12 protein-coding genes are annotated in these 12,494 nt (G+C 43.6%); 1 reads left to right on the top strand and 11 read right to left on the bottom strand.

Going from position 1 to position 12,494, the window contains the following annotated elements:
• Positions 1-65 precede the first annotated feature (65 nt).
• From I2C87_RS00130 to I2C87_RS00110, 5 genes are all read right to left on the bottom strand, one after another.
• A complete protein-coding gene (locus I2C87_RS00130) occupies positions 66-2,288 on the bottom strand; it encodes a heavy metal translocating P-type ATPase (protein WP_229046070.1) in 2,223 nt (740 codons plus the stop codon).
• A gap of 10 nt (positions 2,289-2,298) precedes the next feature.
• On the bottom strand, positions 2,299-2,670 hold the full coding sequence (locus I2C87_RS00125; RefSeq protein ID WP_195323607.1) for a cupredoxin domain-containing protein: 372 nt from the start codon (positions 2,668-2,670) through the stop codon (positions 2,299-2,301).
• An 18-nt stretch (positions 2,671-2,688) separates the two neighbouring features.
• Positions 2,689-3,084 carry a CopY/TcrY family copper transport repressor gene (locus I2C87_RS00120; RefSeq protein WP_145516855.1) on the bottom strand — a complete coding sequence of 132 codons (396 nt, stop codon included), beginning with the start codon at positions 3,082-3,084 and terminating at the stop codon, positions 2,689-2,691.
• A gap of 148 nt (positions 3,085-3,232) precedes the next feature.
• On the bottom strand, positions 3,233-3,865 hold the full coding sequence (locus I2C87_RS00115) for an SGNH/GDSL hydrolase family protein (RefSeq protein WP_195323606.1): 633 nt from the start codon (positions 3,863-3,865) through the stop codon (positions 3,233-3,235).
• A gap of 52 nt (positions 3,866-3,917) precedes the next feature.
• The gene (locus I2C87_RS00110) at positions 3,918-4,751 is read right to left on the bottom strand and encodes a Cof-type HAD-IIB family hydrolase (RefSeq protein WP_048688654.1); all 834 of its coding nucleotides are present in this window, start codon (positions 4,749-4,751) and stop codon (positions 3,918-3,920) included.
• A 249-nt stretch (positions 4,752-5,000) separates the two neighbouring features.
• Here I2C87_RS00110 and I2C87_RS00105 point away from each other — a divergent pair, with 249 nt between their 5' ends.
• Positions 5,001-5,876, top strand: a complete 876-nt coding sequence (locus tag I2C87_RS00105; protein WP_048688652.1) for an AraC family transcriptional regulator — start codon at positions 5,001-5,003, stop codon at positions 5,874-5,876.
• A 92-nt stretch (positions 5,877-5,968) separates the two neighbouring features.
• Here I2C87_RS00105 and I2C87_RS00100 read toward each other — a convergent pair whose 3' ends face one another.
• The 6 genes from I2C87_RS00100 to I2C87_RS00075 all read right to left on the bottom strand — a co-directional run bounded on the left by I2C87_RS00100 (position 5,969) and on the right by I2C87_RS00075 (position 12,171).
• The gene (locus I2C87_RS00100; protein ID WP_195323605.1) at positions 5,969-7,651 is read right to left on the bottom strand and encodes a MutS-related protein; all 1,683 of its coding nucleotides are present in this window, start codon (positions 7,649-7,651) and stop codon (positions 5,969-5,971) included.
• Positions 7,652-7,668: 17 nt separating this feature from the next.
• The gene (locus I2C87_RS00095) at positions 7,669-8,946 is read right to left on the bottom strand and encodes a CapA family protein (RefSeq protein ID WP_229046124.1); all 1,278 of its coding nucleotides are present in this window, start codon (positions 8,944-8,946) and stop codon (positions 7,669-7,671) included.
• Between the two features lie 352 nt (positions 8,947-9,298).
• A complete protein-coding gene (locus I2C87_RS00090) occupies positions 9,299-9,499 on the bottom strand; it encodes a hypothetical protein (RefSeq protein WP_129822461.1) in 201 nt (66 codons plus the stop codon).
• Between the two features lie 37 nt (positions 9,500-9,536).
• Entirely contained in the window at positions 9,537-10,472 is a 936-nt protein-coding gene (gene msrB, locus I2C87_RS00085; protein ID WP_195323603.1) for a peptide-methionine (R)-S-oxide reductase MsrB, read from the bottom strand.
• A gap of 283 nt (positions 10,473-10,755) precedes the next feature.
• Complete coding sequence (locus tag I2C87_RS00080) at positions 10,756-11,112, bottom strand: helicase BlpT (RefSeq protein ID WP_129822463.1); 357 nt, start codon at positions 11,110-11,112, stop codon at positions 10,756-10,758.
• Between the two features lie 123 nt (positions 11,113-11,235).
• Positions 11,236-12,171, bottom strand: a complete 936-nt coding sequence (locus I2C87_RS00075; RefSeq protein WP_061564332.1) for a dihydroorotate oxidase — start codon at positions 12,169-12,171, stop codon at positions 11,236-11,238.
• Positions 12,172-12,494 lie beyond the last annotated feature (323 nt).

Here is a 12,494-nt window from a genome sequence, read left to right as displayed (position 1 = left end):
AAGGAAAATCTCAGGAAAGATTTTATCTTCACTCTACGTGATATGTGTATCACTTTTTATTCCCATTAATCAATTTTCTCAACATTGAGAAGCAGAGAGCTAGCCAAAACAGACAAAGAACTAAGGGCCATGGCAAGACCTGCTAGTTCTGGATTGAGGGTCAATCCCAGTCCTACAAAGACTCCAGCAGCAATTGGAAGCCCAAGGAGATTGTAGATAGAGGCCCAGAAGAGATTGAGTAAAATCCTGCGGAAGGTCTTTTGACTCATGTCAAAGGCGCGCACAACGCCAAGCAAATCATTTTGCGTGAGCACGATGCCACCGGACTCGATCGCAATATCCGTTCCAGATCCCATAGCGATCCCTACATCCGCGATCGAGAGAGCTGGAGCATCATTGATCCCATCTCCAACAAACGCGACCTTGCTAGCTTCTTGCAGTTTTTGGATGGCGCTTGCTTTTTCTTGAGGAAGGACATCAGCAATGACGGTGTCAATTCCCACTTGCTTAGCAATAGCTTGGGCCACCCGTTCATTATCCCCCGTTAACATGACCGTTTTCAAGCCCCGTTCTTTGAGCTTTTTGATCGCTTCTTTTGAGCTGGCCTTCGGAGCATCTTGAATGGCAATCAAGCCAATCACTTGCCCATCCACAGCCAAATTGATCACTGTTTTGGCCTGCTCTTGCAACTCTACCATCCGTTTTTCAAGCTCCGGATCCATCGCTGTCCCGTCATGAAGTTTGCCATTTCCCAAGGTCACCAACTGCTGGTCGATCTGACCTTGGACCCCTTTTCCTTCAATCGCTTGGAAGTTTTCCACAGGGGATAACACCAAACCTTTTTCTTCTGCTTGTGATAACACTGCTTGGGCTAGTGGATGTTCTGAAAAAGTTTCAAGACTAGCAGCCAGTGTCAAGACCCGCGCTTCATCTCCTACAACATCGGTTACAAGTGGTTGGCCAATGGTAATAGTCCCTGTCTTATCAAACACAACGGTTTGAATCTTTTGCACTTCTTGAAGAACTGTTCCATTTTTAATCAGAACCCCCATCTTGGCACTACGGCCGGTTCCGACCATCAGGGCTGTTGGGGTTGCTAAACCAAGGGCACAAGGACAGGCAATAATGAGGACAGAGACTGCATAGAGCATGGCCTCTTGAAGCGACGCGCCCAGAAGCACGGACCAAACCCAGAAAGTCGCAATGGCCAAAATTGTCACCACTGGAACAAAGATACCTGAAATCTTATCCGTCAAATCTTGAATGGGAGCACGACTGGATTGGGCCATTTTGACAAAGTCCACAATTTGAGATAAGAGGGTCTCACTACCGACTTTTTCAGCCTTAAAGAGAATGGTCCCATTGCTGTTGATAGTGGAGCCGATAACTGCATCACCAACTGATTTTTCCACAGGCAAGCTTTCACCTGTCACCATCGACTCATCAATGGTCGTACTTCCTTCTACAATCGTCCCATCAACCGCAATCTTTTCCCCAGGACGGACCCGAATCAAGTCATCAATTTGGATATCTTCTGCCGCCACCTCGACATAGTTCCCATCACGGAGAACTTGAGCCGTTTTTGCCTGCAAATCCAACAACTTTTCCACAGCCTCGGAGGCATTGTTACGCATCCGTTCTTCAAAGATTTGCCCTAAGAGGATAAAGAAGATGATAAAACCCGCAGCCTCAAAGTATACTGGCTGACCAGTAAAAAGGGCAAATACACTATAGACATAGGCTACCAGGGTTCCAAGAGCTACCAAGGTATCCATATTGGAATGGTGCTTCTTAAATGAGGCCCAGGCACTCTTGATAAAAGGTACTCCTGCTACCAACATGATCGGCGTTGTCGCTAGAAAAGTCCCCCAGCGATTGACTGGATGGGATACAAGTCCTGCCCACATCCCGATCATCAAGATCAATAAAGGAAGGGTAAAGATACTAGTAATCCAAAAGCGATCCCGTAAACTTAAGACACGACGGCGTTTTTCCACAACCGTGTAGGAACCCTTTTGCATCTTCATTCCACATGAAAACTCGAAGTCCCCTGTTTCTGTCGGGGTAAAGGATATCACCTTATCCACACCGACTTCCAAAGGATCTAAAATCCCCTGATCTTCAAACAAAATTTCCTTATAACAGCCGGAAGGATTGACCCGATGGAAGGTGATTTCAGCAGGAATCCCTTTTTGAAGTTGAAATTCTTTGGGACTATAGCCCTTTTCTGCTGTAATACGGATCTTTTGCACTCCGTTTTCCACAACTGCTTTTTGTTTTTCTACCATACCTACTCCTTTATTCCACAATCATTTGACCATGCATCATGTTCATTCCACATGAATACCCATATTCGCCCGCTTTTTCTGGCGTAATTTCAATGACATGTTTTTCACCTAAAGGCAAATCTTCATGAACGCCAAAATCTGGAAAGATCACTTGAGCCAGACATGAAGATGGATCCTTGCGATGAAAGATGATCCGGGCTGGAACATTCTTTTTCAGGACAATGGTTTCAGGCGAATACCCCCCCATGACTTCGACTTCAATTTCTTGATAACCTGATTTCTGACGAGCGTGGCCGCTTACCTTTTCATGCTCTGCAAAGAACCACCAAGCAATAAAAGCAACCAAAAGTAAACAAACAATACTAATCAACAATCCAAACATGGAATTTCCTTCTTTCTATTACATACAATTGCAAGGGACTGTTTCGACAGCCTCTGCTTTCTTTTCTTCGAGGACCTGCTGCAGCTGATTAAGATCTACAAGCGTAAAGTCACTCTCCTGAATCAAGTTTTCAAGCACCTGGACAATTCTTTTTGAGCAAACCTTGTCTTTCACATCCTCAACCACCAAGTCTAAACCCTGGTCCTGCTTCAACAAAGCCGAGTAAACAAAGGCTTTGCCTGATTTTTCTCTAGTCAAACATCCTTTCTCCACCAAGCGGGTCAAGAGAGTCTTAATCGTCGACTTCGACCAGTCAAAGCGCTCGGACAAGACGGCGATCAAATCCGTGCTGGTTTGCTTGCCTTCCATCCAGATAATCTTCATGATGCGCCATTCCGCATTGGAAATTTGCATGGCTTCTCCTTTCTAAATCTACATTTGTAAATCTTATGATGCTATTTTACACCTAAGATTTACATTTGTCAACAAAAAGTTTTAAAAAAAACAAATCTTCCTTTGAAGATTTGTCTAGTTGGGCTTTTTTCACTCCCTATTTTTATCTCTATAATATCTCCTGCAAAGCTTGAGCTAGGATGCGATACCCGGCCACACTTAGATGAAGTCCATCTGTTGTATAAGCCGGTTTGAGCTGACCATCTTCTCCAAGCAAATGATCAAAAACATTGATAAATTCAACATTTATCATCCCTTGGGCCAATTCGTGGTAGGCCTGGTTCAAGGTCTGAATCTTCTGATTGGTCCGGATATAGACTGTCCCCTTGTAGGGCTCTCCCTCATTCACAGGAAGAACCGAAACGAGTTTGATTTGCGCTAAGGGCAAGAGTCGCACCATCTCCTGCAAGATGATGCTCATGTTTTCAATGGTTTCCGACAGGGGCATTTCCTTACCAATGTCATTAGTTCCAATCAGCAAAAAAACCTTATCCACTGCTTGACCGAAAATATGGGCATCTAGATGCTCTCTTAAGAGGTCTGTCTTGTAGCCTCTAATCCCCCGGTTCACCATATATTGATCCGTCAACAGCAACTCTTGAAGGGGATAGTATTCGACGATAGAGTCTCCTATAAAAAGAATATCGGGTTCCTTCAAAGGATTTTGATTCAGTTCTCGGTAATTCTTCTGTATTTTTGCCTGTTCTTTCAACAGCCAGGTTTCTAATAATTGTACAGCCATAAAGGCTCCTTTCGATTCGTATAGTAGAAACTGTGCAAGGTAGGATAAGATCCTAGTCGAAGCTGAGCCTTCCATCCAAATAAGCTTCGATGACTTCGTAGACTCCATGATTCTGATGAGAAGGTGCCGTATAGCGGGCTGCTTGTCGCGCATGGGGATCCGCATTTTCCATTGCATAGGAATAGGTCGCTAACTCAAGCATCTCGACATCGTTTTGGCTATCCCCAAATGCCATCAAGTGTCCACCATCCACGCCCCAGCGTTCTTCTAAGAATTGAATGGCCGTAGCCTTATTGACACCCGGTTGCAGAATATCAATGGCCCCATAGCCACTAGCTGCAGGAAGCAGGCGCTCTCCAAACTTTTCTCTCAACTCTTGTACAAAGGCTTCGACTTTTTCAGTCTCCGTGACGACACTTAGTTTCAAAACTTGCTCTCCATGTTCATGGGCCAAATCATCCACAAAGCGCATCCGTTTGTAAAAAGCAGCCGCTAACTCAGGCGTCATCAATTGCTCTAAAAGAGGAAACTCTGTTCCTTTCTTAGCATAGCCTCCCGATAAGCTACTAACGACCAGATGGAGTTCTTCTTCTCGGCCTTCTAGATACTGCAAGACCTCCTGCACCAGCTCTTCCGGCCAGCTACACTCTCGGATGAGCTTTCCCTTCTCTAATATCCGTGCCCCATTGGCCAGCACCAAGGTGACGCGATCTTTCAAGTCTCCCAATACATGAGCCATACGGCTATAGCCGTTCCCTGTCGCAATGACAAAGGGAATCCCTCTTTGGTCTAGCTGATCCAAAATACGGCTCAAGCGCTCATGGTCTACTTCTCCTTGCTCGTCCATCAGAGTGCCATCCATATCTGTCGCAATCATTTGTAGCATACTGCCACCTCTTTCCATCTTTCCCCTATTATACACCATTCCCTCATCATTTTGGAGACTTCTCTCCCTTAAATCGCCCCTCTCCTCCTTCCTTAAAATTTAAGAAATTCCATCGAATCCTCTTTAATTTTTGGTCCAATTTTATTATAATATAGATAGTAGATTTTCCCTGTATGAAGTAACTAGCAGACCCTTTCACACACCTGGTAAAAACGTCTGCTACTCCCGAAAAAGATCTAAGAGGTAGGCATGAACACAAAGACTTTATACCGCCAAACATCCTTTACCAATAGCGATTTCCCTTTTTCAATCAAACAGATTAGCACCCAAAATGGACAGCCAGATATCTTATTTCACTGGCACACCGATATTGAGATTATTTATGTCAATGAAGGGACTGCTCAGTTCCATATCGACTATGAATATTTTAATAGTCAGCCTGGTGATATTATTTTGATCCGCCCCAATGCCCTCCACTCCATCCACCCCATCCAGAGTTCTTCTCATACTATGGATGTCCTGCATTTTAATCTGGACCTGATTGGGATTACCCATAAAAATATCGCCACTCTAAAATATTTACAACCCCTCTACAATGGGGATTTTGAATTCGTCCGACGCATTCAAGCCCAATCACCCGGTTACGAAGAAATCAAACAGAGCCTCTTAACCTGTATGGCAAACGGAAGAGAACAAGGCCCCTTCTATGAACTCCGACTTAAATCCCAGCTCAATGAACTCCTCTATCTCCTCTTCTCCCATAACTATATCGTCGAGAAGAAGTTCTCAACGGACGCTTACCGGAGAGAAGAAAAAATCCGTTTGGTCCTCGACCATATTTCAAACCATTACCAAGAGGAGCTCATGATCGAGCATTTGGCAGAGCTGTGCCATTTTAGCCCGACCCACTTCATGAATTTCTTTAAGAAACAATTAGGGCTCTCTTGCATGGAGTATATCATTCAATATCGACTGAAAAAAGCAGCCCATCTCCTCCAGCATTCCGATCAGGCAATCATTGATATCGCGAGCCAATCCGGCTTCAACAACCTCTCAAACTTTAATCGCCAGTTCAAGAAATACTATCAGGTTACTCCAAGCCAATACCGAAAAGCTTGTCTATAACCAATAGATCAAACAATAAAAGCACATAAAACACAAGTAAAGTTTGCGTTTTATGTGCTTTTAATTTTTTACAACAGAAGGTCTGATAAAGCCTAGCAACCTTCCTCTTTATCACTCAACATTCTATTCAAAGACCATTTCCCTGTCTTTTCATATTGTCCAATTAATTCTTGGGAAGTTTGAGTAATTTCTGAAGGAAAATGAAGGCTTTTTAATGTATTGACCGCATTCTTCGTCACTGCAGCCCCCTGCTTTATCTGATAATCAAAGACAATTTTCCCGTCAACATAGCGACTGTCAAAATGATAATTATCATTGACTGCACCAGATGCCGCAACTAGCTCAATATCATGACTCGAAATCATATACAGGCAATCGTGTCTCGATAGCCAGCGGACAATCCCTAAGCCAGACCCAATTCGCTCAATGGTATTGGTTCCCTTAAAGAGTTCATCAATAAAGAAATAATGAAAACCTGACTTTTCCAGACTCTCAATCATTCGGAGAATTGTTTTACTCTCTGTAATAAAATAACTATCTCCAACCTCGATATCATCGCTGACATCCATAGAGGTCATGACATGTCCATAAGAAAGCTCCAAACTGTCACCATAAGCGAAGCCCAAGCCCTGCGCTAAAATACAGTTAATGGCTACCATTTTCAAATAAGTGGATTTTCCGGAGGCATTATCTCCACTGATCACCATATTTTTTTCAAAAGTGACGTCATTAGCAACCGGATCCGCTAGTAAAGGATGGTAGATCCCCTTTCCTTTAATCCCAGCTTCTTCCTTAAAATTGGGATGACAAACCAAATTACCATCACGCTTATGGCGTAGAAGGCTGATAGCTACTTCCAATTCGCCCAAAAGATTGATTGTTTCCTGCGCTTCTTTCTGATGAGTCCTCACTTGCTGGTAGATATAGATTTGGGCAATCTGCGGAATTAAGAAAAGAAAATTAAGGTAAATCAGGATAATTTCCATCTCGGAGCTTCCTGTTGGACTTTGTAAGATGCTGGAAATGACTTTCGTCTTCTTAAATGGTTGGACAGCCTGTTTGAAGGCTTCTTGTTTTGGTAGCGCTAGACGGCTCAGCTTTTCCGCTGAAGCAAAGATACGAACCAAGTAACTAACTTGATCCAAGCGCAGTTTATTCGACCAATTCCGAATGCTCGAAAAAATGATATTAAACGTCACACTCGCTATCAAGACTGACATGGCTTGAATTTGAAAAAACGGAAGAAAGAAAAGAGAGAGGACTGGCAAACACGCTAAAAAAATATAGAGAGAAAGATAAATCCTCGAATCTTGCTTCCCTGGATTCGCCACAATACTTCTAGCCATATTGTGGTTCTTTTTTCCTAACTGGTTCATAACAACCTGAACCTTCAGACGAAGATCCGTGTGATGTTCAAAGAAATCTTCTAACTCCTGCAAAGATGCATCTGGTTGAAAGTTTATCAAACGCATCTTCTGATACAAGGCCTCTGCCCCAATACTAGACTGTGTATGGTTCAGCTGATCAAAGACTCTATGCATGTCTAAATCATGCCAAGTTTGACCATCTACTTGACTATCCGTTGGCTGGAATGTAGATGCTAAAAGCATCGTTTCCACTAAACTCTCTTCACTATCATTTTTTATAAAAAAAGGTTTCCCCTCCCAAGCCTTGGCTAAATTTTTTCTCAGACGAATCGTTGATATCCGATTTGTTAGAACCATAATGATAATCAGTCCAACAAATCCAATTGGTAACCACTCCAGTTTGTCCATTCCTTAATCCTCCCTTCCTATTGCCAATTCAGATTCACATGTTCCTTCACTTCCTGGTAGGCTGTATCAACACGCGCCTTTGTTTCATCATCCAATTGATCCCGGTACTTGCCGCCTTCAATCCAGTCCTCCAAGATATAGGTATGGAAATGATAGAGTTCATAGCCTTCAGGAGAATAACTGTCCTTGGGCGTCCGGTTGACCCAAGTAGGATGAGCTGTGGCCGTTTTGATCCGTGTCTTGCGCCCTACCTTCTCAATGGTGATATCCATCAGGACACCCCGTTCGGTCCATTGCGCATTGTCTATCCCTTCCATGGTTTCCATCCGCTGATTGGAAAGGAAATTCCCCATAGAATAAATGATCAATTTCTGTTGACCATCCTTATCCACAATCTCAGCAGGCTGGACGACATGAGGATGACCACCCAAGACGATATCCGCTCCCCAAGAAATCATCTTATGGTATAGCTCCTTTTGTTCCTCTGTCGGTTCTAACTCATATTCATTCCCCATCTGAGGCATGACAATGGTCATGTCTGCTTCCATCTCAGCTTTTTGGATTTCTTGACGCATCCGCTCCTCATTGAGGTCCGATAGACGATTATCATAGTCCTCTTGTTCTAGATTATATTCCATCCCATTAAATCCGTAGGAGTAGGCCAAAATTGCAATCTTGATTCCATTTACCTCCTTGATCAGGATAGGGGCTTGATCTCTCGTCTCATGTGGGTAGACACCAACCGTTTGGATCCCCACGTCTTCAAATGCCTTGGCAGTCGAAAACAGCCCTTCCAAGCCAGAATCGAGGATATGGTTATGTCCCAGATCCATCACCTGATAGCCTGCCTCCTTAATCGAAGCAACTACCTCCCCAGGGGCATTGAAAATCGGATAGCCCGAAAGCCCATAATCCGGATTAATGGTCCCTTCAAAATCCCCCAAGACCAAATTCCCTTGCTTTAACCATTCCTGAGCATAGTGATAATTCTCAGAAAAATCATAGCTTCCATCTTCCTTGGCGGCGCTCATATAAATCAAGTCATGATAGAGTTGATCTCCATTTGCCATAATCCGAGCCGTATGCGGTAACTGATCCGGATGAATTTCTTCTTGCTTTTCAACAACTTCCGGCATTTCTAGCGCTGTAATGGGAAAACCATTCCATTTTTGAACCCACAAGACCAGATTTGCTGCCGCAAATACTGTAATCAGCAAACCATAGACAAACTGTTCGTTGGTCAGGCGAAAAGCGGTCACCTTTCCCAAGCCAATATCAAGCCAGTCGTTGAGCATCCTGAGGATATCTTTCCCAAGCTCGCTCCATCTCTTTAAGAGATCCTTCCAATTCTTCATCATCTTCTCTTCCTATTCAATTCTCTTGCACTTCTCAAAGGCCTCTCCCTAGCATCTTGATGCTACCTTTTACATTCTCACACTTCTCTAACATTCCAACTTTCTCATCTCAGGTTTATACAATGAGCCACTAAACTCACATCAAACCTAGTATTCATTGAAATGCTTTCTCTTCATTGTATCACAAATTTTAAGAAGAGAAAAAAGAGAGCAGGACAGAAGCGCCATTGTTTAGAAACGCTTCATCGTCCTGCTCCTGCACAGTTGATTAATTCATGTAAATGATCGTTCATCACTTCTTATCGTTTGATTTGGACAAGCTAATCGCAACCATGACAAGACTTAGGAAAAAGGCCGAAAGCAACCCTTTTGTCGTCCGATTCATAAAAGGTTGATGGAACACAAAATGATTATAGGCAGTAAATCCTAATCCAATCAGAGTTACCATAGCCGAAAGTGAAAAAATTGTTACCCACAAATTTCTATTTTTCATCATAAACTCCGTTTTTCGATTTAATAGAAAGGCCCTCTTATTTCAAAGCATTTAACAAATAACCATAACCTTCTTGCTCCATTTCCTCTTTTGGAATAAAGCGCAGTGAGGCCGAATTGATGCAATAGCGAAGGCCACCTTGGTCTTTGGGTCCATCGGTGAAGACATGGCCGAGATGGGCATTACCCGAGCGGGAACGAACTTCAATCCGCTCCATCCCATGGCTTTGGTCCTGGTAATAGTGGACGACATCTTTGGCAATGGGACGAGAGAAACTTGGCCAGCCACAGCCAGAAGCAAACTTATCCTTTCCAAAGAAAAGAGGTTCCCCAGTCGTAATATCCACATAGATGCCCTCTTCAAAGGTCTGATCATAGACATTGTGGAAAGGGCGTTCCGTCGCGCTTTCTTGGGTGACTTGGTACTGCTCTGCTGTCAGTTTCGCTTTTAAGGTTTCTTGATCTGGCTTCTGATAGGCTGCCGGATCAATCAAGGGTTGGGCAGCATCCGTCACATCGATATGGCAATAACCCCCAGGATTCTTCTTGAGGTAGTCTTGGTGGTAGTCCTCAGCCAGGATGTAGTGACGCAAGGGCTCTAGCTCCACCGCGATCTTGCGGCCCAGTCGCTTCTCTTCTTCCGCAAACACTTGGGCAATCACCTCACGATCCGCCTCGTCTAGGTAATAGACACCGGTCCGATATTGGCGGCCTCGATCATTTCCCTGCTTGTTAACGGACAAGGGATCGATCACCCGGAAATAGTAGAGCAAAATTGCGCGTAAAGTGATCTTGTCTGGATCGTAGATAACTTGTACAGTCTCTGCATGATCCGTTTCTTTGATCAGTTGATAATTGGTCGTCTCTACCTGGCCATTGGCATAGCCCACCGTCGTTTGTTCTACACCGGGGATCCGAGAGAAATACTCCTCTAAGCCCCAAAAACAGCCACCTGCTAGATAAATCTCTGCCATCTTTTTTTCCTCGCTTCCTGCATTCCCTAAGAGGAACGCTTGACATCTATTAGCTCCATCATAATCCAAGAGCCTCAGATTTTCAAGGATTCTGCATCAAAAATCCCTTCTACTATACTAGTAAAAGGGATAAAGGCACTCCCACTTATTTTTCAAATAAGAAAAAGAGCGAGTAACCAATATTCCGTAGAGACACTAAAAACTGATGGAAAAAATCATGCATGAGAGACATGTCCCACACCTCCTCTCAATCATCTGATGTTCCTAAACATCGTTACCAAGATTAAAGAACCACCGTCGGTCCGTAGACCTGTAACTGAGGCTTCACAACCTCGTAATGCCAGTGATCATAAGCTCGCCAAACTTGAAAGGTTTCTTTATTTAAACGCAACCCGCTCAGACCAATCAATAGACTAGCGGTCTGATAAAACTTTTCCAACTCCATCAACAGGCGATTGTCTATCCTTTGAGCCTTCAATAAAACTTTCAACATCTGATCTAGATTTTCTTTAAATCGAAGGGCATCTGGACTGGGGGTGCATCCTTTAGAAAAGGCTGTTTGAAGAAGGCTGACCGTCGTCCTCGCCTCTTGAATCACATCCCTTTCTCCCATCGAAATCACCTTCCTTTTCACCTCCATTGTACACCTTTTTCTCTCTATAAAAATGGGAAATCTCTAAAACTAGGAACAGAATGTCCTCCATTGACAAGAATCCATGAAAAAATCCCCAAGTTTCCACTCGAGGAAGTTCTTTTCAAAAAATTAGTCAATGTAGTGCAATTTTCCACGGAAATCTTCTAGACTTTGGTAGCCTTTTTCTTCCATGATAGCTTTAAGCTCCGCAGTAATGCGTTCAAAAGCCCCCACTCCTTCTTTATGAAGCGTGGTTCCGATTTGTACCATACTAGCGCCACAAAGGATATGTTCAAAGGCATCGCGACCAGTCAAGACGCCCCCAGTCCCCACAATCTGAATTTCTGGATTTAACCGTTGGTAAAAGGCATGGACATTGGCCAGAGCCGTTGGTTTGATGTATTCGCCACCAATCCCACCAAATCCGTTCTTAGGACGGATCACCACGGATTCATCCTCGATGTAAAGTCCATTACCGATTGAGTTGACACAGTTGACAAACTTGAGCGGATATTTGTTAAAGATTGCTGCTGCTTGGTCAAAATGAACGATATCAAAATAAGGTGGCAACTTGATGCCAAGAGGTTTGGTGAAATAGGCAAAGACCTCTGACAAGATCCGATCTGTCGTCTCAAAATCATAGGCGATCTGAGGTTTCCCTGGGACATTGGGGCAGGAAAGGTTCAATTCAGTCAAACCTTTAAAATCACTTTCTTGCACCTTTTTCAAGATGGTATGGGTTTCCTCAGGAGACATGCCGACAAGAGATAGGAAGAAAGTCCGATCGGGATCTGTTTCTTGCAACTCCAATAAGTAATTCAAATAATAGTCCAAGCCTTGGTTAGGTAGCCCCATCGAATTGATTGAGCCCAGTGGGACATCTTGGTAGCGTGGCTCTGGATTTCCAGAACGGAACTCCAAGGTAGCTGTCTTGGTCACAAAGGTCCCAGCAGCCGAATTCTTCACTTCTTCTAATTCCTCAGTGGTCATACAGGCCACACCTGCCGCATTCATCAGGCAGTTGTCAAATTCAAAACCAGCAATTTGCGTCTTTGTCGATACCATCTTCTTCTCCTTGAAATGAATTCTTACAGCCATTATAGCACGAAAAGGAGGATTCATGACTAGAAAACTAAAAAAGGACAAGGATCGTCCGGAAATAGCAAGAAATTACTCAAGAAGGAGTGGATTTCCGCTCAAAGGAAAGCTAAAAATCGTATCATCATTTCAACCGGAGTAAGTCCAAGCTAGGTATCTTTTTTACCATCCTCCATCAGTTGTGAAAATTTTCAGAAAATTCAACTTTTTTCTTTACAAGTCAAAAAAAGTCTGCTATAATTATCGACGTAATAAAACATGACATTGCTTTCAGCAGTGCCTCCATATAC

It is taken from the genome of Streptococcus sp. 1001283B150225_161107_H12 (assembly GCF_015552665.1).
In the GTDB taxonomy this organism is placed as follows: Bacteria; Bacillota; Bacilli; order Lactobacillales; family Streptococcaceae; genus Streptococcus.
The sequence above is the reverse complement of the archived record's forward strand: the minus strand, read 5'-3'. Positions and strand labels throughout refer to the sequence as shown.

Coding starts and splice junctions, on each gene's coding strand:
- I2C87_RS00130 (WP_229046070.1), bottom strand. CDS start 2,288: ATGGTAGAAAAACAAAAAGCAGTTGTGGAAAACGGAGTGCAAAAGATC.
- I2C87_RS00125 (WP_195323607.1), bottom strand. CDS start 2,670: ATGTTTGGATTGTTGATTAGTATTGTTTGTTTACTTTTGGTTGCTTTT.
- I2C87_RS00075 (WP_061564332.1), bottom strand. CDS start 12,171: ATGGTATCGACAAAGACGCAAATTGCTGGTTTTGAATTTGACAACTGC.
- I2C87_RS00115 (WP_195323606.1), bottom strand. CDS start 3,865: ATGGCTGTACAATTATTAGAAACCTGGCTGTTGAAAGAACAGGCAAAA.
- I2C87_RS00110 (WP_048688654.1), bottom strand. CDS start 4,751: ATGCTACAAATGATTGCGACAGATATGGATGGCACTCTGATGGACGAG.
- I2C87_RS00100 (WP_195323605.1), bottom strand. CDS start 7,651: ATGGACAAACTGGAGTGGTTACCAATTGGATTTGTTGGACTGATTATC.
- I2C87_RS00095 (WP_229046124.1), bottom strand. CDS start 8,946: ATGCTCAACGACTGGCTTGATATTGGCTTGGGAAAGGTGACCGCTTTT.
- I2C87_RS00105 (WP_048688652.1), top strand. CDS start 5,001: ATGAACACAAAGACTTTATACCGCCAAACATCCTTTACCAATAGCGAT.
- I2C87_RS00120 (WP_145516855.1), bottom strand. CDS start 3,084: ATGCAAATTTCCAATGCGGAATGGCGCATCATGAAGATTATCTGGATG.
- I2C87_RS00080 (WP_129822463.1), bottom strand. CDS start 11,112: ATGGAGGTGAAAAGGAAGGTGATTTCGATGGGAGAAAGGGATGTGATT.
- I2C87_RS00090 (WP_129822461.1), bottom strand. CDS start 9,499: ATGAAAAATAGAAATTTGTGGGTAACAATTTTTTCACTTTCGGCTATG.
- msrB (WP_195323603.1), bottom strand. CDS start 10,472: ATGGCAGAGATTTATCTAGCAGGTGGCTGTTTTTGGGGCTTAGAGGAG.